Source organism: Sphingobacterium faecium, assembly GCF_003054045.1.
GTDB classification, from domain to species: Bacteria; Bacteroidota; Bacteroidia; order Sphingobacteriales; family Sphingobacteriaceae; genus Sphingobacterium; species Sphingobacterium faecium.
The window spans coordinates 14270-41138 of the sequence record NZ_QBKH01000001.1 but is presented as its reverse complement, the minus strand read 5'-3'; the positions used below and the strand labels follow the sequence as shown (position 1 = coordinate 41138).

Below are 26869 nucleotides of genomic sequence, written 5' to 3'. Positions count from 1 at the left end.
AAGTACATGAAAATCTATCTGTTATCATTTCTATTATCTATATTAACTTTTCATAAAAGCTTCTCTCAAATTTTTGAAGACAGTCAAGCCCCACCATCACAGAAATGGCATCAAATTGACTGTAAAGAATTTAGATTGATTTTCCCTATCGAAATGGAAAATAAAGCCTTTACACTAGCTGATCAAATTGTACAGTATTTAAAAATAAATGGTAAAGATCTCCAGACAAAGCCGCGAAAAATATCACTCATTCTACAGAACACAGAACTTCGACCCAATGGATTTGTACAGCTAGCTCCTAGAAAATCAGAACTATACAGCAGTCCATCGCCCGAACCAGACAACCAAGAATGGCTATCAAATCTGGCATTGCATGAATTGAGGCACGTTGCACAATTTGACAAATTAACAGGAAAACTTAAAGCTCCATTTTTAGAACAATTGGCACTTGCCATTTACGGATTAACACTACCTTCTTGGTATTTCGAAGGCGACGCTGTATGGACAGAAACCTTTTATTCAAAAGGTGGAAGAGGCAGACTCCCTTCTTTTGAAATGACCTTGAAAGCCAATGAAAGAGCCCATAAAAAATATACATTTGAAAAATATCTGCTCGGATCCTACCGCGATAAAATACCAAGCTACTATACCATAGGTTATTTCATGACAGCTTATTTAAAACAAAGCTTTAAAGAAAATTTTGAACCCGAACTATATGGAAATATCAATAAAAAACTACTGACTCCATACAATTTCAGTCGCTCATTAAAGAAAACAACCGGATATAATACCACAGGTTTGTTCGCTAAAACGATGAGCAACCTGAATAATAAGTGGTTACAAAATGAGCAAATAAATGCCTCCACTAAATACCCTATAATAGAAGTCAGAAGCAATAAAAATTATCAAGATTGGTTATTACCGAAAAGTGATGAAAACAGCAATTATTTTTCCATTTTACAAACACCACACAATACCTCCGAAATTATAAAAACAGATACTGATAATAGAATTTCAACCCTCATAAAATTGGGTTATCAGACCGTTCCAAATTTTGATATTCGAAATAATATGATCGTTTGGGATGAGGTAAAGAGAGATATTCGGTATACAAAAAGATCCTATAATGTAATTAACCTATATCATTTAGGGACAAAAAAACAAGAACAAATCAGCTCTAAAAGTCGCTATTTCTACCCCATTATACATCCACATAAGTCAGAGATCCTGACTCTTGAGGTGGATCTAAGTAACCAAACCGCCATTATCATAATCGATATTAAAACAAAAAAAGTACTGAAGAAAATTCAGATAGACCCCGCTATATTTCTACAGCAACCTTCATTTAATGCTGACGGATCCAAAATAGTCGCTATTGCAATTTCAAACAAAGGAACAAATTTAGCGGAAATATCCTTAAACTCTTCACAAATTACATTCCTACAGAACTGGGGAAATGAGCAATTTGAAAGACCACAATATATCGATGAAGATCATATTTTATTTAAAGCTCAATTCTCGGGATTAGATAATATATATCAATTTCATAAACAATCAAAAAAATTAACAAAACTCACTAATGCACCATTTGGTGCTTTCAATCCATATTATGACCCTTATAGAAAGGAAATTTTATTTAATAATTACCAATATAATGGATACAAAATATCAAAGATATCTGCAATAAATAATGATTCATTACAGTTGAATTCCATTACTCTAGCCATGAATCATGTTGATCGAACGATAGAAAGCCAATTTTCTGCATATACGGACTCAACAGCAGCACATGTAATTTCTCCATATAAAGGGCTATCCCGAACATTTAACTTTCACAGCCTATCATTAAGCAATACCAATTTCGAAAGCTTAGACAACTTTAAACCCGGTATATTTTGGCTATCCAATAACATCCTCAATACAACACAATTTGTTCTAGGATATGAGTACGATACAGATATTAAAAAATCTACTTATTCGGCTACGCTGAATTACAATAAGTATTTTCCAAAATTCACCTTAAAATATGAAAATAAAGGACAAATAGGTACAGCCACCATTAATAATAAAGCAGATAGTACGATTAATTTTGATTGGAGAGAACATGATATAAGTGGACAAATATCCATACCATTGGCTTATTACAAAAAAAATTATGTCTATAGCACAGGATTTAATTTTGCAACGTCCTATCTTCAACGATACGATTTAAGTATCAATAGCTTGAAAAACTTCAACTCAAAGGTATTATTCCCATTAACTTATCAATTTTACTGGAATAGAAATGCGATGATGTCAAAAATGGATATAACACCACGATGGGGACAAAACTTCAGCCTCACCTACCGTCACCTCCCCTTTGATAATCAAACAGGTACGCTATTTTCAATCAGAAGCGGATTTTATATTCCTGGATTGGTCACCAATCATGGTTTCCAGGTTAGGTTTGGGTATCAAAAGGCATCAGGCCGCTATCAGTATAGCAATGATATTCCAACCATTAGCGGATACGGCTATTATAAATATGAGAAAATTAAGAATACGCTATTAATAAATTATAGGTTTCCTATCAGCTATCCCGATTGGACCATTGGCGGGTTAACTTATATCAAACGGATCAAAGGTGGAATATTTGCCAACTATCAAAATATACATCATCAATCCGATATCAGTCCAAAGACCTTTGGACTATCCGTATCTGCAGATTTTAATGCTTTTAGATTTCCACTACCAAATTTTGAAGCAAGTCTTAAATTAACGTACATCAATGATATAACAGCTACCCAGAAAGTTGTTCCCGTATTTAGTTTAAATTATACCTACTAACGACAAAAGGCATCTTATCGATGCCTTTTGTTCTATTTCCTTTTGATGATTAACTAATCTTCGATAGCTTTTACACCAGGTAACACCTTACCCTCCATATATTCTAACAAAGCACCACCACCAGTCGATACATAACTCACTTGTTCCGTCATTCCAAATTTAGAAACAGCAGCAGCAGAATCCCCCCCACCGATTAGTGAGAAAGCACCCTTTTCAGTCGCGCTCACCACAGCATCTGCTACAGCTTTTGTTCCAGTAGCAAAAGTATCAAACTCAAAAACACCCATCGGTCCATTCCATAGAATCGTTTTAGATGCCTCGATTACTTTCGCAAAAGCCGCACCCGATTCTTTACCAATATCCAGACCTTGCAAGTCAGCAGGAATCTCATCATTAGGACCATCATAAACTTGAGCATCGTTAGCAAATTTATCGGCAATCTGAGCATCAGTAGGTAATATCAAATTCACTCCTTTAGCTGCCGCTTTCTTAACCAATGCTGTTGCCAAGTCCAACTTATCAAGTTCTACTAATGATTTTCCGATCTCACCGCCACGAGCCTTTACAAAAGTATAAGCCATACCGCCACCAATAATCAAATTATCAACACGGTCCAATAAAGCTTCGATTAATTCCAATTTATCGGAAACTTTAGCACCACCCATAATAGCTGTAAATGGACGTTCAGCCTTATTTAAAACTTTTTCAGCATTTCCAAGTTCTGCAGCCATTAAATAACCAAAATATTTTGCATCAGGAAAAAACTGTGCAATTACCGCAGTAGAGGCATGTGCACGATGCGCTGTACCAAAAGCATCATTAACATACACATCTCCCAATTTTGCTAACTTCTCAGCAAAAGCGACATCACCTTTTTCTTCCTCTTTATAAAAACGAAGATTTTCCAAAAGTAATACTTGACCAGGTTCCAAGTGCTTCGCTTTATCTACGGCCTCTTCACCAATACAATCATTTGCAAATTGAACATCTACTCCTAAAACTTGAGATAAATGGGATACGATGTGTTTTAATGAATATTTATCCGTTGGTCCGTCTTTTGGTCTACCTAAGTGTGACATCAAAATAACCGATCCACCATCATTTAAAATCTTTTTAATCGTAGGAGTTGCACCTTGGATTCTATTATCATCTGTAATATTAAAATTATCATCTAAGGGAACGTTAAAATCAACACGTATCAGCGCTTTTTTGTCAGCGAAGTTTAAATTATCTACTGTTTTCATTTCTATTGTTTTTGTGAAGTATTACTGATCCATTCAAATGGACAGCTAAATATAAAAAAAGCCTTTTACTATCCGAATAATAAAAGGCTTTTTTTGATAAATTTGAAAAGAATTAATGTATTTCAATCGAATATGGTAATTTTGCCATAATACCCGATTGACTGGAAACATTTTTAATCACATTAAAATAATTATAAAACTCCCCCATTTGTTGCTGAGCCATCCAGATCTGCACTTTTTCCTTAGATGAATTTAAAAACATAGATAAGGCATCATCTTTAGCCGGATATTGCTTGACCGCATATTGAGCTATTTTAGCTTTTTTAGCAGCAGATTTTATCGCATCATCTACACCACCAATACGATCTACCAAACCGATTTCAAGCGCTTGTTTACCCGTCCAAACACGACCTTGACCAATAGTATCAACCTGAGCAACAGTGATTTTTCGTCCATCCGAAACACGTTTCATAAAAGTTTGATAAACACGATTCACCTCCATCTGGATGATATCGCGTTCTTCAGCAGTTAAAGGTCGGTCAGGGACCATGCCTAAATCAGAAAATTTACCCGTTTTAACACCATCAAAGTGCACACCGATTTTATTGTTCAATAAGTTTTTAAAATTTGGAATTACACCAAATACACCTATCGAACCCGTAATCGTATTATTCTCAGCAAAGATCGAATCCGCGGCAGCAGAAATATAATACCCCCCAGAAGCAGCATAATCACCCATAGAAACAATGATCGGTTTCACTTTCTTTGTCAATTCGACCTCTCTCCAAATAACATCAGAAGCTAAAGCAGATCCTCCCGGTGAATTGACACGAAAAACAACAGCTTTCACATCTTCATTCTCACGCAACTTCCGAAGCTCTCTAGAGATTTTATCCGAGCCTATTTCATATTTAGATCCTTCACCACTTACAATCGCACCTTCAGCATACAAAACAGCTACTTGAGATGTCTCAGAACTGGTATTTGTTTTCGATTTATAATCCATTAAGGATACAATGGATAGATCATCTTTTGCCGCTACGTTCAGTCTTTTCTTTAATTCTGAAATCAGTTCATCTTTATAGAGTTTAGCATCTGCCAATTTATAGCGCACAGCATCATCCGCATTACGAACTAAATAATTATTGGCAATATTTCTCAATGAATCCGCACTCATTTTTCTTGAAGCTGAAATCTCCTGAATAAAGGAATCATAGATACTTCCCAAATATGAATTTACTTGCAAACGGTTAGCAGCACTCATTTCATTTAAAAAATACGGTTCAACCGCACTTTTAAAAGTACCGACTTTGATAACCTGCATATCAACCCCAAATTTATCGAACGCATCTTTCATAAACATGGTAGAACTTGCTAAACCTTTAAAATCAATCGTACCTTCTGGATTTACATATACTTGATCAGCAACACTCGCTAGATAATAGGCTTTTTGAGAATAGCCTTCATTGTAAGCAACGATAAACTTACCCGATGATTTGAAATCCAACAAGGCATCTCTTATTTCTTTTAGACTTGCAAATCCAGTAGCGATCGTACTAGCGTCCATATAAATTCCTTTAATTTTCCCATCCTTCTTTGCATTTCTAATTCTAGCAAGAATATCATCCAAACCTAGATTCTTCAAATTATAGCCCGGGATATCCAGAGAGCCAAATGGATTTTCCACCGAACGTTCTGAAATAGCATGATTAAAAGTAAGATATAAAAGGGTATTATCTTTAACGATAACCTCCTTTTCCGAAGAAGCAGAAGTCACCAACGCACCTATAATACCGAGTGCAATAACAAATAAAACTACTGTTGATATCACAATTCCAGTGACAGTAGCTAATACATATTTAAAAAATGATCTCATATAATAAAAATCTAACGTTCAATTGATTCATTAGTTGTCAATTCTGTACAAATGTTACAAATATATTTTTAAATCTTTCATATAATTAACTAAAATTCTATATTTATAAGGTGAAAAGCATCTACATTTTATTAGGAGCAAATCTTGGTGATCGAACAGCGCAATTAAATGACGCTTTAATCGCTATAGCAAGTTCAATCGGAAAAATTACAAAAGTTTCTACTATCGTTGAAACCGCAGCTTGGGGAGTAGAAGAACAACCAAGTTTTCTCAATCAGGTTATTGAAGTTAAATCCTTCCTTAATCCCATTGAAACTTTAGAAATCTGTCAAAGTATAGAAAATCAATTAGGAAGAGTTCGTTCTGAAAAATGGGGAGCACGTGTTATTGATATTGATATCTTATATTATGAAAATGAAAGCGTTAACTTGCCACATCTTCAAATTCCACACCCCTATATTCAAGACCGTAAATTTACACTCATTCCGTTAGTTGAAATCGCTCCAGATTATATACATCCAATTTTAAAGAAGAGTAACGATCAGCTTTTAGCCATCTGCACAGACACCTTAGACGTACACATTTATCAAGAACATGTATAAGTACATTAAACCAGACATTATTGAACAAAGTATGTTTAATAATGACGATATGATCAAAGAGTTTATTGCATTATATCGGACACAGACTCCGGTAGATTTTGAAAAATTAACAAGAGCAGTCGAACAAACAGATCATCAACAAATAATGAGTGCCGCCCATCATATCAAACCAACAATGGAATATATTGGAGCCTCGTATTTAAAAGATCAATTACAACTATTGGAAACCTCAGCAAAAGAGATGACCGCTATTGATCATATTCAATCACAATTCAATTCGTTAAAAATATTATTCGATGAACTATTTAATGAACTGGAGCAGTATGAAAAATCACTATAACGATTATTTTAACCGTTGAAAATGTAACAACGATAGGATAAGATAGATGAGCAATATCATAGGCAATGCTATAAACTGAAAAATAGCAAAAAGCACAATTGCCAAAATCACGAAAATAAATTTATATTTATTTTCTTCCCATGACATCGAAGACAATTTCATCGAAAACAGTTTAATCTCACTGATCAACAGGTAGCTCGTTATAGCAACGCTGATTAACAGGAAAAAAGGATTCAGGATAATCTGTGGGTATTTTTCTGCAATAAAAGGTAACGATAGCACATAAAAGGTATTCATCGGTGTATTTAAACCAATAAAATCGGTCGTTTGACGTTCATCCAAATTAAATTTAGCGAGGCGCAATGCCGAAAAGATGGTCACGAAAAATCCCAAATAAGCTACTGCAGGTTGATCCACAAAAACCTCTCCTAGCAATTTATACATAATGACACCTGGCAAAAAACCAAAACTTACCATATCAGCCAACGAATCCAATTCTTTTCCAATATTCGATTTCACGTGTAAAATGCGCGCAACCATACCATCAAAAAAATCAAATATACCAGATGCCAACACACAATAAGCAGCTGACATATAATCCCCCTTCAGAGCCATCAGCACTCCGATACATCCACTAAATAGATTTAAACAGGTTATAGTATTGGGAATATGTTTTTTCATGTTTTCTGTATAAATAAAAAAGCCATCATTTTAATAAATGATGGCTAAATTATTAAAATCAAATGGGATTATCCATTCATACTAATCAAAAACTCTTCATTGGACTTAGTACCACGCATTTGCGCTAGTAAAAATTCCATTGCTTCATTAGAATTCATATCTGCCAAATGGTTACGCAATATCCAAAGACGACGAATTGACTCTTTGTCCATTAATAAATCATCACGACGTGTACTAGAAGCAGTCAAATCGATAGCTGGGAAAATACGTTTGTTCGCCAACTTACGATCCAATTGTAACTCCATGTTACCAGTACCTTTAAATTCTTCAAAGATAACTTCATCCATTTTAGATCCAGTCTCTGTAAGTGCGGTTGCTAAAATAGTCAATGAACCACCATGCTCAATATTACGAGCAGCACCGAAGAAGCGTTTTGGCTTATGTAAAGCATTAGCATCCACACCACCAGATAAGATTTTACCAGATGCAGGTGCAACCGTATTATAAGCACGTGCCAAGCGAGTGATTGAATCTAACAAGATCACCACATCGTGACCACATTCGACCATACGTTTTGCTTTTTCCAACACGATATTAGCAATTTTCACATGACGTTCAGCAGGCTCATCAAAAGTAGATGAAACAACTTCAGCACGCACACTTCTAGCCATATCTGTCACCTCTTCTGGTCTTTCATCAATTAGTAAAATAATCAAATAGACTTCAGGGTGGTTTTTAGCGATCGCATTCGCAACCTCTTTTAACAAGTTTGTTTTACCCGTTTTCGGTTGAGCAACGATTAGACCACGTTGACCTTTACCGATCGGTGTAAACAGATCCATAATACGTGTCGAATAGTTACTTGTTCCTAAATCCAGATTCAGACGTTCATTAGGAAATAATGGCGTTAAGAAATCAAAAGGAACACGATCACGGATTTCAGCAGGATTTTGACCATTGATCGCTTCTACACGTACTAATGGAAAATATTTTTCGCCTTCTTTCGGAGGTCTGATACTTCCTCTAACCGTATCACCAGTTTTTAATCCAAATAATTTGATTTGAGACTGAGAAACATAAATATCATCCGGAGATGTTAAATAATTATAGTCAGAAGAGCGTAAAAATCCATATCCATCAGGCATAATCTCCAATACCCCTTCATTGACAATAACATTGTCGAAATCAGCATTTGATGAAGTTGATTCTGCTTTTGTTGGAGTTGGTTTTATTGCTGGAGCAGCTTTTATATTTTCTTCAGATTCTGAGTTTACTACTTCAGTAGCCGAATCTGTTTCTTCTTTTTCTTTTTTGCGAACAGGGACCGGTTCTGATGTTTTTGCCGTTCTTATTCTTTTTCTAGGTCGCTCAGTTGATTCATCATGATTCTCTTCCTTTACTTCAGAAGTGTTTTCTGCGTCATCACCAGTACTGATAATTTTTTCTATTAGTTCTTGCTTTCTAAGCTTATCAGCGTCACCGATACCTATTAATTTTGCAATTTCGCGTAATTCAGACACGAGTTTTGCATTTAATTCATTAATATCCATTAAATTTTTATTATGATATATTAGGATTTTATTTTAAAATGAAATCTATTTATTGCGCTCCATTAATCATTTTGATTAACAAACCAAGGGATTTAAGAACTAAGTGATTTCTTTTACACCTGAAGCGGAATAAATTATGAGAACCTGCACAAAGAAAAAAAACAAATGTGACAATTCAAAATAAATTGTAAAAAAAAACAAATTTACAACAAATGATTTTTTGTTAAATCGTTTTACTAAAAATGGAAACGCATTTATTAACAACAATATTATATTTGATTCTGACATTTTTTTTTTAAGTTAGCGGTGCAAAAAAAACAAAGCAAACGATTTAGATGGAAAATAAACTCATTAAAACGAATTATCCTGCCCTTTATACATTGATTATTGTATTTTTCTTTTGGGGCTTTATTGCAGCAGGAAATAGTGTATTCATTCCTTTTTGTAAAAACTACTTTCACTTGGATCAATTTCAGTCTCAACTGATTGACTTTGCCTTCTACACGGCATATTATTTAGGTGCGTTACTCCTTTTTATCTTCAGTACATTTTCTGGAAAGGATTTGGTAGGTAAATGGGGATACAAAAAAAGTATTGTATATGGTTTACTATTCTCTGCACTCGGTGCCGGTGCGATGATCGTAGCCGTAGAAGTTAACGTATATATAGGTATGCTATTAGGTCTGTTTACTGTAGCATTAGGTTTTTCACTTCAGCAAACAGCGGCCAATCCCTTCGCTGTTTTATTAGGCGATCCTAAAACTGGAGCTTCACGTGTTAATTTAGGTGGTGGTGTCAATTCTTTTGGAACAACAATAGGTCCATTAGTAATCGGTTTTGCCTTATTTGGTACATTTGAGAAAATCTCCGATTCTGAAATTGCTAATTTACCATTAGACAAAGTAGTCTATCTCTATATAGGTGTTGGTCTATTATTTCTACTAGCAGCGAGTTTATTTTATTTTAGTAAGAAGGTTCCTGCTGGAATAAGCAATGAGCCTATGGAAAAAGCAAATAAGGCGTTAAATACCTTGGTTATTATGACCATCTTACTTTTCGCCATGTTCACACCTGTATTTTTAAGTTACAAAAGTGAAATAGCACTTCAATTGGAGCAATTAAATGCACAATTAAAGACCTTAACAGACCCTGCAAGTATTGACCAATTAAAACTTCAAATAAAAGAACTTGCCCACCCTCTTGAAATACAACGCATGCTTTGGTTAGCTGGAGCTCTCATTGTCGTAGTCGGAGGACTGATATTCGCTAACGTTAAAGCTCAGAAAAATGCCGAAGGATGGGGTGCAATGAAATATCCACAACTTGTTTTGGGTATGATTGCCTTATTTTTATATGTAGGAGTTGAAGTCGCGATAGGAAGTAATTTAGGAGAACTACTTACTTTAAAAGAATTTGGAAGCCTTCAGTCATCTCAAATCACTCCTTATGTATCGATGTACTGGGGAAGTATGATGATCGGACGTTGGGCTGGAGCCATTACAGCATTTAATCTGACTAAATCAACTAAAAATATCTTATTGATCATTGTACCATTAGTCGCTTTTTCGATCATTATTGGCGTCAATACAATGGCTGGTTTTGAGATGACACATCTTTATTATTATGTGATCTGTATTATCATCCAAATCGGAGCATTTTACCTGAGTAAAGAGAAACCAGCAAGAACATTGATCGTTTTTGGATTATTTGGTATTATTGCCATGACCGTAGGATTATTATCTTCTGGAACAGTAGCCATCTATTCATTCTTAGCGGGTGGATTAGCATGTTCTATTATGTGGTCTTCTATTTTCAGTTTATCAATCGTAGGTCTTGGAAAGTATACAGCACAAGGATCAGCATTCTTAGTGATGATGATCTTAGGTGGTGGTATTATCCCCCCTATCCAAGGAAAATTGGCCGACATCATAGGTATTCATAATTCTTACTTACTTCCATTACTTGGATTTGTGTACATTGTCTTCTTTGCAATAGCAGTAAGATCCGTATTGAAAAAACAAGGTATTAATATTGATGATATTGAAGCAGAAGGAGGACATTAAGCTTCCCTATACCCCAACTAATTGTAAAAAATACACTATCAAATTAATTTGGTAGAAATCAAAAAAAACGCCTTAAATAATATTTTAAGGCGTTTTTCATGAATGAGAAATTTTATAGTTGAAATAATTTTTTATTTTAGTACGCTAGGGATACATAAATTATAAATAAAAAAATGTATTTTCGAAAATCGGATTCTAATAATCCCATTTTAAAACGAAAAACTCAATTAAAACTACTCAATAATGATTATTATTGCTGACGGAGGATCAACGAAAACAAACTGGTGTTTGTTGGATGATTCAAACAAAAAAATTTACTTCAATACTGAAGGATACAACCCGTATTTTGTGGATAGCGAATATATCGTTAATTCATTAAAAAAAGGCCTACCCAATGATTTACCATTTGATGATATTAAAGAGGTTAACTACTATGGTGCAGGCGTACACAATAAAGAAAAAGCAGAAATCGTTGTCAAAGCTATCCAAGAAGTTTTCCCAAAAGCTCAAGTTGAGGTTGGACATGATTTACTTGCTGCAGCAAGAGCTTTACTAGGCAAAGAAGCTGGATTCGCAGCCATTTTGGGTACAGGAACCAATTCTTGTATTTATGATGGACAAAACATCACTTACAACATCGATTCTTGTGCGTACATATTAGGAGATGAAGGTAGTGGAAGTTATATCGGTAAAAAATTATTAGCGGATTATATTCGTGATTTAATGCCACAAGATGTTCGTAAAGTATTTTATGACACTTACAAAATCACCCCTGATGAGATCATGGATGCAGTCTACACCAAACCTTTAGCAAATCGCTTTTGCGCAAGTTTTAGTAAATTTGTTTACGACAACAACGTGAATATTGAATATACGCGTGCCATTGTAGACGAAGCTTTTGAAGCATTTTTCAAAAACTTAGTAAGTAAATATCCTAATTATCAAGAATACACTTTTAACTGTATCGGTTCTGTAGGTTACAATTTCCGTAATGTATTAGAAGAAAAGGCATTGCAATATGGAATGAAAGTAGGAAAAATCTTACGTTCACCTATTGATGATTTAGTTCAGTTCCACATTAATAGAGCGTCAAAATAGGTATAATCTATTTTGATATTAAGAAACACAAAGGGTGAAAATCATGATTTTCACCCTTTGTGTTTCTTAATAATTTCATAACAAAGCATTTATACACACATCACACTAAAATGCGTCTTTTGAAAAAACGAAGTTATGAAACGAAACCTCGATATCGTAGTACTATCAGACATTCATCTCGGAACACATGGAAGTCACGCAAAAGAGTTGTTGTATTACCTGGAGTCCATCGCTCCAAAAATGCTCATTTTGAATGGTGATATAATCGATATCTGGCAATTCAAAAAAAGCTACTTCCCATCCGAGCACTTACATGTGATTAAAAAAATCATTGATTTAAGTGCAAATGGTACAGAAGTCTATTATATTACAGGCAATCACGACGAAATGTTGCGCAAATTTGCAGATCTTAAACTCGGAAATATCAAATTGACCAATAAGCTCCTACTATCACTTAATAATAAAAAAGCATGGATATTTCATGGTGACGTATTTGATGCCTCCATTCAACATTCCAAATGGTTGGCCAAACTTGGGGGTTGGGGATATGATAAACTGATCCAGCTCAATCATTTTATCAACTGGGTCTTGATAAAGATGGGTCGAGAAAAATACTCCTTATCTAAAAAAATAAAAAATAGTGTCAAGAAAGCAGTCAAATATATTTCAGATTTTGAAGAGACGGCCACAGAACTAGCAATAGAAAAAAACTATGACTACGTCATATGTGGACATATCCACCAACCACAAATCAAGGAAGTCATCACCAGAAAAGGGACTGTAACCTATATGAACTCCGGCGATTGGGTTGAAAACCTAAGTAGTCTAGAATATCATAACGGCAAATGGACATTGTTTCATTACGAAGACTATAAAGAGTCGATTATGAAGAATAAACTAACCGATACGCCGATATTTACGTTAGAAGATTTAAAGAAATTAGTCACCATATAAATACAAAAGGGGAATTGATCAGTTCCCCTTTTGTATTTATAATTCGATCGATTCACCAATTGCAGGTAAGTATAATGTCTTACCATAATTTGCGAATTTTTCAGAAGCATTAACTTTATCAATGGTAATAGGAGGAAATGTATCGTAATGCACACCCACTATTTTATCACAATTAATAAATTCTGCCGCCTTTACCGCATCATCAACATCCATTGTATAATGTCCACCGATAGGTAAAAATGCCCAATCCAATTCAAGATCTGCCAAAAGCTTCATTTCCATTGTAAGCGCTGTATCTCCTGCAAAATAAATTTTCTTGTTACCAGAATGCAGAATGAAACCAACAGGAAATCCACCATATTGTCCGTCAGGAGTGCTATTTGTATGCATAGCATATACCATCTTCACAGTCCCAAAAGAAGTCACAATAGTTCCTCCTAAATTGAACTCAATCACTTTTTCATCCGGAACTCCTTGTTTCCTAACCCATGCTGCAGTCTCTACAATAGCTGCAACAGTTGCTTGGCTATTTTTTTGAATCTGTGCCATATCTGCCACGTGATCCTGATGACCGTGACTTAAAAAAATATATTCTGGTAATAGGGCATTAACGTCTACACCCTTTGCCAAGGGATTATAACTGATAAATGGATCCATTAAAACCTCGTGTCCATCAAAATCAAATGCAACACAAGATTGTCCGTAATAGGTAGCTTTCATAGTTTATTGATTAAATAGTCCTCCTAATCCACCTAACATATCCTGACTAGCAGCAGACATTTCAGATTGACTCACATTTTCCGCTTGTACCATTGCCTTATTTAAAGCCACGACAAGCAATTCCTCCAACTCCTCCTTATCCGCATTACTCAAAAAGATCGGATCAATGGTAATTTCCTTGATTTCTTTATTAGCGGTAGCAACGACTTTTATAAGTCCACCCTCGGCTTCTCCAAATACAGAAATATTATCTAATCGCTGTTTAATTTCTTGTGCTTTTTGTTGCGCTTGGAATAATTTATCAAACATAATATAAGATCTAAATGAACAATTCTAAATGTATTGCAATTTACGAATTTGAAATCAAAACATAGATGTCAAAATTACCTTTCAATTTAATTCGCAAATCAAATCATCCTTTCGTAAATTTGCGGCATGCAAAGCAATCAAGAAATTTTAGTTGAAGCTATCCTGAATCAATATGAAGTTGATCAAGCTCATTTGCCACAAGGAATTTTAGATGAAATCTATGCTATACCCAGTAACTTGGTGACGAGTAATGATATCATAAATTACACCAAGTATATAGGTGAATTATTAAATAAACCAGAAAAAACAGCTGATCTCGTAGAAATTTTAGATGATGAAGTTCATATTATCATCCATAAACTGAAATTTATTACCGCAACCGATCGTCCTAAAGTGATTGTTGTCGATGGCCTTAATCCAACAGTTATCAACACAAGCCGGTATGTGCAAGAATGCCTGACCATTTCAGGCGGGATATCAACAACTCGTATTGATGAGGCTGATAAAGTCATTGTTATCAATGATGAAGAATTGACAATTGCTCAAATCCCCAATCTATTATCTGATTCCAATTGGTACGATAGCAATGCCATTAAGCTAAACCAAGTTTTCTTAGTCAATAAGGAAGAATTCGGCAAAACTCCTGGAAAAAACTACTGCCTAGAATTAGAAACATTAGCTGAGATACTCCAACCCAAATACTTTTTTTACGGGTTAGAAGGCAAGACATGGATTCAATTTCAACTGCAATAAAAAAAAGCTGACTTAGTAGTCAGCTTTTTTATTTAAGCAAATCTCTTTCTAATCAAAGCATATAGCTTTTCGACCGAACTAGGTTTTTCAATCCATTTATTTTTCACCGCGTAATTCGTTTGTAAAAACGCATCCGCTTCTGCATAATCATTACAGCGATTCAGTAACTCAATTGCTTCGCTGTAAGCCAAACTATAACCATTGAAAAGATCTTTAATAAACAAGAGCTTATCATTTAGATTAATGATCGTCTTAATATCCCTGACCTGACCTGAATTACTTGCTGTATTATTCATTTCATAGACACGATTTTGCACCCCCGCTTTCTTTTGTTGTGAAATAATTTCATTTAATGTCAAAGGTCGAGCCGCAACCTCGGGTTCAATTGGAGCTTCCACACGAATTGCTTCTTCAATTAAAATTTCCTTAGACTCCTCAATGACTTCATGAACAACAACTGCTGGCTCCTGCCTTTCCAGAACTGCTGGCTGCGCCTCATTGAGCTCAACTTGCTTTTCCTCTTGCACAGGAGCAGCATTAGCCTGTTCATCATGCACAACTTCATCTTCAGCTTCGATCTCTTCAAGAGGATTAATTTCTTCCACATTCGTAGATATCACATCCGTTTCCACGTCCGTATTTTCAACTGCTACATCATTTTTTTCTTCAATAACTTCTACAGGAGCAACTGGTTGTTCTTCTTTCTTTTGTGGACTTCCTTGAAACAAATTAGAAGGTGGCGTAAAGTAATTATTAAACGATACTTTCTCTTCATCTTTTTGATCATGTACTACTTTTGGCGCAGCAGGTTCATCTTCCCGAGCCAATTTCTGATCTTTATCAAGAAGATCTTGCGCCTTTAACACCCCTACTTGAGCAGCAAGGTATTGCGCAGTAGCCTCTAAAAGAGCTAAATCAGTTTTTTTATTTTCAAAACCATTTTTTGAAAGTGCTAGATACTGTACTTCCAACTCTTGCAGTACATCCCCTATTTTATCAAATAAATTTTGTTGCGTCGCCATAAATTATACATTTCTTTGTTCTTGATGCCAGTAAAAGCCTAAATTTTACAAATGGAATTAAACCCTATTTTCAACTTACTGATTTATACTTTATTGTTCAGTATTTTAGTTATTATAGACTCAAATTTAATATTAAATTCTGATATTAGCAGGACTTAATCCGTATTATTTTACTTTAAAAATCAGATTTAGCACTGATTAAGGATAATACTCAATTTATTGATTTTAATTCATTTAAATGCTTTTTTCTGAACATAATTTCACCCAAAGAGGGCCTGCATATGGAAGTATCGAAGTTATTTGTGGTTCCATGTTCTCGGGTAAGACCGAAGAGCTCATTAGAAGACTTAAGCGAGCACAATATGCCAAACTCCATGTTGAAATTTTCAAACCAGCAGTAGACAAAAGGTATGATGATCTTTTAGTGGTATCACATGATAGCAACAGTATTCCATCTACACCAGTCGATCATTCATCATCCATTTTGCTACTGAGCAATGATACCCAAGTCGTTGGTATAGATGAAGCCCAATTTTTTGATGAAGGATTGACAGATGTCTGTGTCAATTTGGCAAATAAAGGAATTCGTGTCATAGTAGCCGGATTAGATATGGATTTCAAAGCACAACCCTTCGGACCCATTCCCAATATTATGGCTATTGCTGAACATGTAACTAAAGTACATGCCGTTTGTATGCAATGCGGAGCCCCTGCAAATTATTCTTTTAGAACTTCATCAGATACAAAGACAGTCCTTTTGGGCGAGAAAGAAGCTTATGAAGCAAGATGTAGAAGATGTTATTATAATTTAACAAACTCTTAACAATTTTTTAATATTCCAACTATTTTTTGGCATTAGGTTTGTATATCTATATCAAACAAGATAATAACAGCTACTCGTAGCTATAAAAATACTTTTCATAATTTAGGTTTATAATTGGTTAGTTAAAGTCCACCCTCCCAAGGTGGACTTTCTTTTTATACGATCTATTGAAAATGAAATAAAATAAAAAAAACCAACAAATAAATTTGTTGGTTTTTCAATTTCTATTTTTTTACCCAGTTGACAATTTCATCTGCCAATGGATTTACAGCTGAACGATAACGGTGAACCAGTTTACCATGCTCATCAATTAGAAACTTTTCAAAGTTCCATTTAATTTCGCCTTTAAAATCTGGATTGTCCTGACTGGTTAAATACTTAAATAGTGGATCAATTTGATCACCTTTCACATCAACCTTCTCAGCCATTAAAAATTCAACTCCAAAATTTTGTTGACAAAACTCCTGAATATCATCATTTGTACCTGGCTCCTGATTTCCAAAATTGTTCGCTGGAAATCCGATAATCACCAGATCTTTACCATACAATTGATAAAGCTCTTGCAAATCTTTATACTGCTTGGTAAAACCACATTTTGAAGCCGTATTGACTATTAAAATTTTCTTTCCTTTAAAAGAAGACATCTTGACGTCATGACCATCTAGACTTTTAAAGTTATAATCATAGATGCTAGGGTTTCCAAATATCATGGAAAAACAAGCAATAATTGTGGATAAAATCATCATGTTGTGTTAAAAATTTATAAGTGAACTTTTTTCTCTTTCAATCACGAAATCAAATAATTCGTTGATAGGGGATTTTAATATTTTACCAATTTTAATATGATGACCATTACATACATCACGGAGTATCAAATCAAGATAATAAGCGATAGAACCCACAAAATGACATTCATAATCTTGATAATCCTGATACGTGAGTACGCACGTCTGAACATATTCTTCAAAACCTGACCGAACAATTTCATCAATAAAAGGATGCGTAATATTGGCCGATAAAAATGGTGCAAATGAAGCCAAATAAGCATTTGGTCTTTCTTTTTGATAAACATTCTTAATAACGATCTCTTTTGTTACCCGATAATGTTCAGCAAAATTCTCAGCCAGATCTTTTGGAAGCCTTCCATACAGAAATAAAGTGATTAACTTTTTTCCAAACCACGCTCCTGAGCCCTCATCACCTAGCACATACCCATTTCCATAGTTAGAAGGTTGCACCTCCTCACCATCAAAAAAACTGATATCAGACCCCGTACCTAAAGTTGCTATATAACCTTTGTTCTTACCACAGGTAGCTAATGCACTTCCAACGAGATCATTCTCAACAGATATAAATGCATTTTCAAACAATGGAGTCAATGCATTTGAAACCATTTCCCTTCTATCAGGAGAAATACAGCCGGCACCATAAAAATAAAGTTCCGTTATTTCATTGGCATAAGGTATAATTTCGGGTATCTCTTTGATCACCCGAGTAATTTCTTTATCGTTTACAAAAAAAGGATTGAGCCCATTTGTAGAAAAAGACAAAGGAGGACTATCTGGAAGTTCCAATTTCCAATCTGATTTGGATGAACCACTATCAACAACTAAAATCATAAATAAAAAGATTATGCTCCATGGAGCGTATCAAATATACAAAATTTTCAAGTTTTAAAATAACTTAACATTTGCCCTCAAAGCAAAATTACTAACGACACCAAAACATTCACTAATAAATTTTGTATAACACGCATAACCTTGTACTTTTGTAAACCACAAATAAATTTTGAACTGATATACGTATCAGTTATTTAACGCTTTAAAATGATCGAAAAAAGTAATAATACATCAAAAATACATTTTGATGTTTCCTTTAGTGAGCCTCAAGCACATTACGCCGATATCAAGATGTCAATCAAAGAAATTCAGACTGATTTCATTGATGTAAAAATGCCAGTTTGGTCTCCAGGATCCTATTTAATACGCGAATATTCAAAACAATTAGAACGATTCTCCGTCGAAGATCATGTAAAGTATGAAAAAATAAGCAAAAATACTTGGCGTATTTATTGCAAAAATTTAAACTCATTAGTGATCAACTATTATGTTTACGGTTTTGAAACTTCCGTCCGGACTAATTTCATCAATGAAGAACACGCTTTTATTGTTCCGACCGCTACTTTCTTATACATCGACGGAATGATTGATGAATCGGTAACTGTCAAATTCTTTCCAAAGAAAGATTGGAAACACATCTCAACGGGGCTTGAAAAAGTCGAACATCATACATTTTTTGCTCCTGACTTTGATATTTTATACGATTCACCGATTGAAATAGGGAATCAAGATATTTGGACGATCCAAGCATCAGGTGTAGAGCATGAGTTTGCCATGGTTGGAGGCGGAACCTATGATAAAGAAAGATTAAGCGCAGATGTACAAAAAATAGTAGAAGAAGAAACTCGTATCTGGGGATCCAATCCCAATAAAAGATACGTATTCATCACGCATAACTATCAATCAGGAGGAGGAGGATTAGAACATCTCAATTCAACAGTACTCGGCGCCTCTAGAACAGCCTATAGCAATGAAGGATCTTATAAAACATACTTAAGCCTCATTGCACATGAGTATTTTCATCTGTGGAATGTAAAACGTCTACGTCCTAAAGCATTAGGCCCTTTTGATTACGATCAGGAAAACTATACGGCAGGACTTTGGATTATGGAAGGATTTACCTCTTACTACGACAATTTAATCATCAAAAGGTGTGGTTTCTTTTCCGAACAAGAGTATCTCAATTTATTAGCAAACGATTTCACTACAGTTCTCAATCGTCCCGGTCACCAGATACAATCTGCTGCCGAAGCCAGTTTTGACGCGTGGATCAAGTATTATCGACAGGATGAAAACTCGCCCAATTCCAGCATCTCCTACTACAATAAAGGCGCTATGCTAACCGTCCTTTTAGATTTAAAAATCATTGCAGCCTCAAAAGGAACAAAAAAATTAGACAATGTCTTACAAGTAGCTTATGAGTATTTCTATTTACAGCAAAATAGAGGATTTGAAGAGTATGAATTTCAACAATTGGTAGAAGAAGTCTCTGGAATTTCCGTCGCTGAGATCTTCCATGCTGCTCATGAAAATGGTGAACTCGCTTATAATGACTATTTCAATTTAGTTGGATTTGAAATTATAGATATCAATGCCGAAAGCAGTTATCTAAGTCTTGGAATTAACTATCAAAAAAATGATGGATTGCATATCATTACGGCAGTAGAGAGAGGATCAGGAGCTTGGGATGGGGGATTGAATGTTCGAGATGAGTTAATTGCAATCAATGGTATCCGATTAGATATGAAGGACAAAGAGTATGATTATTTTATGCAGCATAGTACTGAAGGCGAAATTTTAGATATCTTAATAGCGAGAGATGGTATCATTAAAGAACTTAAAATTCAGATACGCTCCAATAATAAAAAAATGTTCCGGATCCAACCACTAAAAGATCAATCCGAAGAACAGCAAAAATTAGCTCAATTCTGGCTGTCATAACAAATAACAGGCTGTCTTTCTCATGGTAAGACGGCCTGTTATTGCTTAGATCGAGTGCTAAAATTTATACCGGAAAGAAAATCCAATTGGATCTATTAATTTTATCGAACTGGATTGTAAAAAATCAAAATATGGTTTCACATCCAAAGAAACTTGAAATGGAGTTTCTGGAATATTATATTCAATTCCAATGATTCCATCGATACTGAGTGCCAATTCAGAATCATGTTCCACACGTTTTCCATCAATTGTTTTGTCCTTTTCCTTATAAGATCCAAGACCACCACCAAAGCCATAATACCAGTTAAAAGCAGATGATAGAGGTCTATAATATTCATATAAACCAACGACTCTAAACCTTCTGTAGTTGGAGTTACTTTGGATGCTTAATAGCGCCTCTAAAGCTCGGTCATTTGAGAGTGTATGTCTATACGTAATTCCTTGAGCAGAACCAAAACGAGCTCCAATTGCGCCTTTAGAATCTAACTGAGCAAAAGCTTCATTTGATACTCCCAATAAACCAATTGCTACCCCAAAGATCCAAGATAATTTTTTCATACTTAATGTCCGTAATTTGTTTTTCAATATAATTTTCCAAAGGTAATATCAATAATTAAACGATACAAACATTAAAATGTTATCAACAATTTTAAATATAAAAAAATGCACATCAAAACATTTTTCATATATTAGACTGTATTTGAATACTTAGTAATAACCCAATTAAGTACATATTATAAATTTATTATGGCACTACAAAATAGAATTTTTGATCTCATCACCAATTATATATCCGAATATTCTGATAAAACGATTATTGCGGGTCGCGATAAAACAGGTCGTTGGAAAACATATTTAGCAAGTGAATTTATTGATCGTGTAAATAACCTGAGCAAAGCATTATTGAACCTAGGTTTACAAAAAGGAGATCGAGTAGCCCTGATGTCTGGCAATCGTCCCGAATGGAGCATCGTAGATTTTGCATGTAATCAATTAGGGATTGCGCTAGTTCCACTTTACCCAACATTGGCCCCACAGGACTTATCTTATATTATCAATGACGCAGAAGCTAAATTGGTCTTTGTCAGTAATCGTGAACTGACGGCACGTGTTATCGAAGCATTGAGCGACCACCAGTTAACGATACCCATATATAGTTTTGAAACCACAGCTGATGAAAAAACCTTAGAAGCTCTTTATCAAATCGGAGAAAAATTAGAAACAGATCTAAAACCATATCATGATGCCATCCATGAAGATGACCTACTGACATTGATTTACACCTCAGGTACCACTGGTAAACCTAAAGGTGTATATCTATCCCATAAAAATATTTTGAGCAATGTACAGGCCTGCTATCACCTCATCAGATCAGATTTCAAAAAAGCGGTCAGTTTCTTGCCTCTCTGCCATATCTTTGAGCGCATGGTCGTTTACATGTATTATTCAAAAGGCGTAGAAATTCATTTTTGCGAAACCCTAGACAATATTGTTGTAGATATCAATGAAGTAAAACCAGATGTCTTTACAACAGTACCACGCGTATTAGAAAAAGTATATGATAAAATCGTCGCAAAAGGAAAAGATTTGACAGGAATAAAGAAATCACTATTCATGTGGGCACTCAATTTAGGTCTTCAATATCAGGAGCCTACGAAAAATAGTTCTTGGTACAATTTTAAACTCGCTATCGCTCGAAAATTAATTTTTTCAAAATGGAAAGAAGCATTAGGGGGTAATATCAAAATAATTGTATCCGGTGGAGCCGCACTTCAAGAAAGACTTGCCCGTGTTTTTTGGGCAGCAGATATCAAAGTTCTTGAAGGATATGGTTTGACAGAGACGTCACCTGTTATTGCTGTAAACACGTTCTATGATACTGGGGTCAAATTTGGAACCGTAGGAAAACCATTAAAAAATCTAGAAGTAAAAATCGCTCAAGATGGTGAAATTTTGGTAAAAGGCCCAAGCATCACTTCAGGATATTACAAAAACGATGAAGCCACAAAAGAAACCTTTGATGAAAATGGATTTTTCAAAACTGGAGATATTGGAGAAATTTCATCCGATGGCTTTTTAAAAATCACCGATCGTAAAAAGGAAATGTTTAAAACAGCCGGTGGCAAATATATTGCTCCGCAGGCTATTGAAACAAAATTGATGGAGTCTACTCTCATCGCCCAGATTATGGTCGTCGGAGAAAATAGAAAGTTTCCTTCCGCATTGATTGTACCCGCATTTGAAGAAATTGAAAAATGGATGAAACATAAAGGTATTCCTGTTGTTTCTAAAGAAGAGACCATCAAAAATCCAAAAGTAATTGAGAAGTATAATCAAGAAGTAGATCGATTATCCACCGAATTTGGTCACTGGGAAAAAATCAAAAAATTCATCTTACTATCCAAAGAATGGACCATTGATGAAGGTCAATTAACCCCTAAACTCAGTTTAAAAAGAAAAATCATTCTTAAAGAGAATGAAGAAAAAATTGAAAAAATATATCAAGAAAATAGTTAAACAAAATACCCCTCTATCTAAAAAATAGGGGGTATTTTCTGAAATAAAATTTGTTTTATCTGCACCTCACAACATGAAAGAAGTATACTTTAAAGATCTATTCACACACCATTACTGGAAACAAGTTTTAAGATTAGTCTATGATGCCTTTAATGGTTTTATGGACGACAATTGCATGAAAAAAAGTGCTTCATTAGCCTACTACACCATTTTCTCCATCGGTCCATTATTAATTATTGTGATCTGGTGTATCGGTTTCTTTTATGGCGAACATCTCAGTCAAGAAACATCTGCACAAAAAGAAGTTTTTGATGAACTTATGGTTCTATTTGGAAAAGATGTAACCGTTCAAATTCAATCTTATATTCAAAAAATAAATTTTGAAAATAAATCCAACATTGGTATCACAGTAGGGGTTGTAACACTCATTATCAGTTCCACAACACTTTTTGTAGATATACAAGATTCCATCAATCAGATATGGAAAGTAAAACCAAAACCTAAAAAAGGATGGTTAAAATTGATCATTAATCGCCTGATCTCATTTTCCATCATCATTGCATTGGGGTTTTTACTAATTGCTTCTCTGATGATCAATGGGGTGATCGCCGCCGTCACAAATTTAGTTATACAATACTTACCGTTTATCCCCATCACGTTAATCGATTGGATCAATACAAGTATCACCTTTGTCGTCATTGTCACACTATTCGGTTTTATTTTTTCATTCCTCCCCGATGCCAAAGTAAAATTTAAAGATATCCTAGGTGGCGCGATATTCACGAGCTTATTATTTATGTTAGGTAGATATTTAATATCCCTGTACTTGACATTCTCTTCGACAGCAAGTTTATATGGAGCAGCTGGTTCAATCATTGTCATGTTATTATGGATCTATTATTCTGCAGCAATCTTATATTTCGGTGCTGAATTTACCAAATTTTATGCTCAAAAACTGGGCGGAGGTATTGAACCCTCCTCATTTGCAGTCATGATTGAACAGACAGAACGGACCAAAAAAGTCGGTGAAGATGCCGATGCCAAAGAAGGTGAAATTATTCAAGTTCTTAAATAAAAAAAGGGAGTGCTTCTAAAATGAAGCACTCCCTTTTCTCGATATATGAAAGACCTTTTTACTACTGTCTGACTTGGTAATGGATTACTTTTCTACCCACATTACCCGTTTCATCCATTCCTTCCACGACAACTTTATATTGACCATTTCCATCAGCATTATAAAATTCTAAAGCAGCCTCACCAGTTTCTGTGACCTGCACTTTTGGATTCCAATATATTGTTGTTCTTAAATCATTAACAGCTTTGCTTGCTGCTGTTTCATATTTAGGTACATAAAACTTTCTTTCCTTAATATATCCTAATGGGAATAAATCAATCACATTCGATTTCGGCAACAATTTTTCAATCTCCGATAAAGACATTCTTGGTTTCTTCTCTACTTTTTTGGTATAGATCGAAACGACACCATTATTTTGATACATTCTTGAAACTGTTCCCAGATCATCTTTCAAGAAAATTTCAATTCCTTCAATATCGACAACATTAATACCATTTAATCCCGGTTCGTCAATCGCCATTCCATTTAAGAAAAATTGAACAGGAACCCGACTACCGCTGTTATAATCTCGAGTGACATAATACTTTTGAGTCTGTGAATCGTATGTTATACCCGTCAATAATGTGGTCAGACACATGGTCAAAACATTACAACCGGTTAATCGATCAGCCTCGATACGGTGCTCAGGCATAGATAATCCCGAAATAGAGGGAAAGTCCCTATTTGTAATTACTTTTTTCTGTACCCCTGTAATCGCAACTTCATCTAATAAAATTGATGTTCTAAATTCCTTCTTGCTATTTTCCAAATAAGGAGCAATTGCTTTGTCAATATTCATGACAAAGTTATTTTTATAAGCATTATTCTTATCGATTTCCGGAAAGTAAGTTTGATCCATATTGATCACCATACTCCGATAATTATCATTTCCACGCGCATTAACCGTCACTTTGGATGAATCAGTAAATACAAGATCCTTAAACAAGAATCGTCCCTTATCGTCCGTATACGTATCTTTACGAATACTGCGTGAAGGAATGGACAATAATAATCCACCATTTGGAACAGTCCGGCCTGTATTCAAGCGTAAAGTTCCTCCAATTTCAATTCCTTGTTCAGGCATAAAAGATAACGTAGGAAGTTTTTCAGCAATCAAATCTTGATATTCAAATCTGCGGAAACCCTGCGTCATTAATAAAGCATCTAATGCTTTGTCCCGATTTGTATTTTTCTCATCAAAATAAGAATTTGGATTTTCAATATAACCTTTCAAATCAGAAGTCAATAAAAAATTGCTGACAATCGACAAATCTTGTTGATCATCATAAGGAACCTTCGACTCATCGATGACAGAGATCGAATAACTTCCTGGATATTTTTTACCATTATTCAAGACTGAAAGTTTCAAATTAACCTTTTCTTTAGCCTTAAACAATTCCTTATTAACCGATAAATTGATATCTAAAAGCTTTTCACTCTTAACAAATGTTAATCGTTCACTAACTACTTTACCTGCAGTATTTAGTAGAGTCACTTGAGCAATACCATTAGGCAGACGCTCTTTTGGAATCACAATAAGAGCAGATGCACTTTTCAAATTTGCTTGAGCTGCATATACGAGGTGTCCATTTGATTGCACCAAAACATAGTACGATTGATTAGGCGATTGAGCAAAATCTTCATCACTGGTCACAATAGCCATATTCAGATTTGTTTCATCTTGCTTCAGATAAACAACATTGGCTTTATTCTGAACCACCTGTGGCAATTTATATTTACGCTCTTGACCATTCGCAAAAGTGATCACAGCTTCGTATTTTTCATTCGCTATAGGCAACAAGCTAAAATAGCCCATTCCCAAACCAAAATCTGAAAATTCAGCCACTTGTTTACCCTTACCGTCCAAAATACGACCTTTAACAGGCACACCCTTTCCCGATGAAGAAACAGCTTTAAAAGCAACATTTTTAGCAATACCTGCTAGCAAATCACCACCCTCTGGAAAAAACTGAACATCAGCATCCCAAAGAGAATTCTTCAATGAAAATGTACTCTTTAATGGCTTTTCATTTTTATTTTCTAGAAGGGAGACCTCCAAATATGCTTTCTGCAAAATATCTTTTTCCTTGGCACTCAAGTTCACCGTAATTCTACCCAGATTATCCGTTTCACCTTTTCCATTAGCAATGGTTTCCCAGCCAGATATTAAAGACCAATTGACCTTCGAATTAATCAAAAGTTTGCCGACTGGATCTCTGAACTGAATAACAGCTTGACTTTTTGCCGCATTTTGATCGTTATTAATAAAGGAGATATCTGTTATCAATTTTTTATTAATAGCATCACCAACAGGAACGACTTTATTAAAGAAGTAATCGGAAGAGAAGTTTCCCATCCATTTTGTATAAGCCCTGAAGCGATAATTATCTTGAGCCAGATATTGTGGATCTAATACCAAATAGCCATCTCCTACTCCTTTATCTAAAGGAATTCTTAAGGTCTGTATCAATGAATCTCGGCTATTCAGCACTTCCACATAGGTAATCTTACTCGGCTCATATTCTGCAAGATTGCGAGACAGGTAACTGTTAAACCACAACGTATCTCCTACAGCATAATAAGGTTTGTCAAAATGCAAGTGTACTTTTTCTACAGGAAATACTTGGAATAACTTTTGTACTCTTTCGACTATGGTATTGATCGGCAGTGTCGCATCAGTAGTCTGGGCAACAAGATGTTGAGCACCACAAACACCCATGGTAAGCGTCAATAATTTTATATACTTCATCTAATACTATTGGTAATTAAAATAGAATAGATAAATATATTCAATTTTAATTAAATATGGGAAGTATC

The 26869-nt window shown here is 34.9% G+C and carries 22 protein-coding genes; 11 read left to right on the top strand and 11 right to left on the bottom strand.

Features of this window, described 5'->3' with window-relative positions; translation table 11 throughout:
- Window positions 1-6: 6 nt before the first annotated feature.
- Complete coding sequence (locus C8N37_RS00170) at window positions 7-2826, top strand: TolB-like translocation protein (RefSeq protein WP_108157010.1); 2820 nt, start codon at window positions 7-9, stop codon at window positions 2824-2826.
- A 53-nt stretch (window positions 2827-2879) separates the two neighbouring features.
- Here the strand turns inward: C8N37_RS00170 and C8N37_RS00165 are convergent, their stop codons facing one another.
- On the bottom strand, window positions 2880-4070 hold the full coding sequence (locus tag C8N37_RS00165) for a phosphoglycerate kinase (RefSeq protein WP_108157009.1): 1191 nt from the start codon (window positions 4068-4070) through the stop codon (window positions 2880-2882).
- Window positions 4071-4182: 112 nt separating this feature from the next.
- Window positions 4183-5946, bottom strand: a complete 1764-nt coding sequence (gene sppA, locus C8N37_RS00160; protein ID WP_108157008.1) for a signal peptide peptidase SppA — start codon at window positions 5944-5946, stop codon at window positions 4183-4185.
- A 110-nt stretch (window positions 5947-6056) separates the two neighbouring features.
- On the opposite strand from sppA, the gene folK reads away from it, so the two are divergent.
- Entirely contained in the window at window positions 6057-6548 is a 492-nt protein-coding gene (gene folK, locus C8N37_RS00155) for a 2-amino-4-hydroxy-6-hydroxymethyldihydropteridine diphosphokinase (protein ID WP_108157007.1), read from the top strand.
- On the top strand, window positions 6541-6888 hold the full coding sequence (locus C8N37_RS00150) for an Hpt domain-containing protein (RefSeq protein ID WP_108157006.1): 348 nt from the start codon (window positions 6541-6543) through the stop codon (window positions 6886-6888). Before folK ends, C8N37_RS00150 begins: the two co-directional genes overlap by 8 nt.
- 3 nt (window positions 6889-6891) lie before the next feature.
- Here C8N37_RS00150 and pssA read toward each other — a convergent pair whose 3' ends face one another.
- On the bottom strand, window positions 6892-7569 hold the full coding sequence (gene pssA / locus C8N37_RS00145) for a CDP-diacylglycerol--serine O-phosphatidyltransferase (RefSeq protein ID WP_108157005.1): 678 nt from the start codon (window positions 7567-7569) through the stop codon (window positions 6892-6894).
- Between the two features lie 68 nt (window positions 7570-7637).
- Window positions 7638-9119, bottom strand: a complete 1482-nt coding sequence (gene rho, locus C8N37_RS00140; protein WP_108157004.1) for a transcription termination factor Rho — start codon at window positions 9117-9119, stop codon at window positions 7638-7640.
- Window positions 9120-9454: 335 nt separating this feature from the next.
- Here rho and C8N37_RS00130 point away from each other — a divergent pair, with 335 nt between their 5' ends.
- The 3 genes from C8N37_RS00130 to C8N37_RS00120 all read left to right on the top strand — a co-directional run bounded on the left by C8N37_RS00130 (window position 9455) and on the right by C8N37_RS00120 (window position 13234).
- On the top strand, window positions 9455-11182 hold the full coding sequence (locus C8N37_RS00130; protein WP_094772860.1) for an MFS transporter: 1728 nt from the start codon (window positions 9455-9457) through the stop codon (window positions 11180-11182).
- A 243-nt stretch (window positions 11183-11425) separates the two neighbouring features.
- Window positions 11426-12280, top strand: coding sequence for an N-acetylglucosamine kinase (locus C8N37_RS00125; protein WP_108157002.1), 855 nt, complete (start codon window positions 11426-11428; stop codon window positions 12278-12280).
- A 135-nt stretch (window positions 12281-12415) separates the two neighbouring features.
- Window positions 12416-13234 carry a UDP-2,3-diacylglucosamine diphosphatase gene (locus tag C8N37_RS00120; protein ID WP_108157001.1) on the top strand — a complete coding sequence of 273 codons (819 nt, stop codon included), beginning with the start codon at window positions 12416-12418 and terminating at the stop codon, window positions 13232-13234.
- Window positions 13235-13270: 36 nt separating this feature from the next.
- Here the strand turns inward: C8N37_RS00120 and C8N37_RS00115 are convergent, their stop codons facing one another.
- Together C8N37_RS00115 and C8N37_RS00110 are read right to left on the bottom strand one after the other, a co-directional pair.
- Complete coding sequence (locus tag C8N37_RS00115; protein ID WP_108157000.1) at window positions 13271-13954, bottom strand: metal-dependent hydrolase; 684 nt, start codon at window positions 13952-13954, stop codon at window positions 13271-13273.
- A 3-nt stretch (window positions 13955-13957) separates the two neighbouring features.
- Entirely contained in the window at window positions 13958-14263 is a 306-nt protein-coding gene (locus C8N37_RS00110) for a YbaB/EbfC family nucleoid-associated protein (RefSeq protein WP_045756141.1), read from the bottom strand.
- 126 nt (window positions 14264-14389) lie between these two features.
- Between C8N37_RS00110 and C8N37_RS00105 the strand changes: the two genes are divergently transcribed.
- Complete coding sequence (locus C8N37_RS00105; protein WP_108156999.1) at window positions 14390-15016, top strand: substrate-binding domain-containing protein; 627 nt, start codon at window positions 14390-14392, stop codon at window positions 15014-15016.
- 32 nt (window positions 15017-15048) lie between these two features.
- Here the strand turns inward: C8N37_RS00105 and C8N37_RS00100 are convergent, their stop codons facing one another.
- Window positions 15049-16038 carry a hypothetical protein gene (locus C8N37_RS00100; RefSeq protein WP_108156998.1) on the bottom strand — a complete coding sequence of 330 codons (990 nt, stop codon included), beginning with the start codon at window positions 16036-16038 and terminating at the stop codon, window positions 15049-15051.
- 238 nt (window positions 16039-16276) lie between these two features.
- On the opposite strand from C8N37_RS00100, the gene C8N37_RS00095 reads away from it, so the two are divergent.
- On the top strand, window positions 16277-16861 hold the full coding sequence (locus C8N37_RS00095; protein WP_108156997.1) for a thymidine kinase: 585 nt from the start codon (window positions 16277-16279) through the stop codon (window positions 16859-16861).
- Between the two features lie 224 nt (window positions 16862-17085).
- On the opposite strand, the gene C8N37_RS00090 is transcribed toward C8N37_RS00095, so the two are convergent.
- Together C8N37_RS00090 and C8N37_RS00085 are read right to left on the bottom strand one after the other, a co-directional pair.
- Complete coding sequence (locus C8N37_RS00090) at window positions 17086-17604, bottom strand: glutathione peroxidase (RefSeq protein WP_108157733.1); 519 nt, start codon at window positions 17602-17604, stop codon at window positions 17086-17088.
- Between the two features lie 9 nt (window positions 17605-17613).
- Window positions 17614-18480, bottom strand: coding sequence for an N-acetylglucosamine kinase (locus C8N37_RS00085; RefSeq protein WP_045753295.1), 867 nt, complete (start codon window positions 18478-18480; stop codon window positions 17614-17616).
- A gap of 207 nt (window positions 18481-18687) precedes the next feature.
- Here C8N37_RS00085 and C8N37_RS00080 point away from each other — a divergent pair, with 207 nt between their 5' ends.
- On the top strand, window positions 18688-20421 hold the full coding sequence (locus C8N37_RS00080) for a M61 family metallopeptidase (protein ID WP_108156996.1): 1734 nt from the start codon (window positions 18688-18690) through the stop codon (window positions 20419-20421).
- 57 nt (window positions 20422-20478) lie between these two features.
- Here C8N37_RS00080 and C8N37_RS00075 read toward each other — a convergent pair whose 3' ends face one another.
- Window positions 20479-20979: a hypothetical protein gene (locus tag C8N37_RS00075; RefSeq protein WP_108156995.1), complete on the bottom strand. Its 501-nt coding sequence runs from the start codon at window positions 20977-20979 to the stop codon at window positions 20479-20481.
- 189 nt (window positions 20980-21168) lie between these two features.
- Here C8N37_RS00075 and C8N37_RS00070 point away from each other — a divergent pair, with 189 nt between their 5' ends.
- Together C8N37_RS00070 and C8N37_RS00065 are read left to right on the top strand one after the other, a co-directional pair.
- Complete coding sequence (locus C8N37_RS00070; protein WP_108156994.1) at window positions 21169-22938, top strand: AMP-dependent synthetase/ligase; 1770 nt, start codon at window positions 21169-21171, stop codon at window positions 22936-22938.
- A gap of 73 nt (window positions 22939-23011) precedes the next feature.
- Window positions 23012-24013, top strand: a complete 1002-nt coding sequence (locus C8N37_RS00065; RefSeq protein WP_108156993.1) for a YihY/virulence factor BrkB family protein — start codon at window positions 23012-23014, stop codon at window positions 24011-24013.
- A 61-nt stretch (window positions 24014-24074) separates the two neighbouring features.
- Here C8N37_RS00065 and C8N37_RS00060 read toward each other — a convergent pair whose 3' ends face one another.
- Window positions 24075-26801 (bottom strand): carboxypeptidase regulatory-like domain-containing protein, encoded by a 2727-nt coding sequence (locus C8N37_RS00060; protein WP_108156992.1) that lies wholly within the window; start codon window positions 26799-26801, stop codon window positions 24075-24077.
- Window positions 26802-26869: the final 68 nt, after the last annotated feature.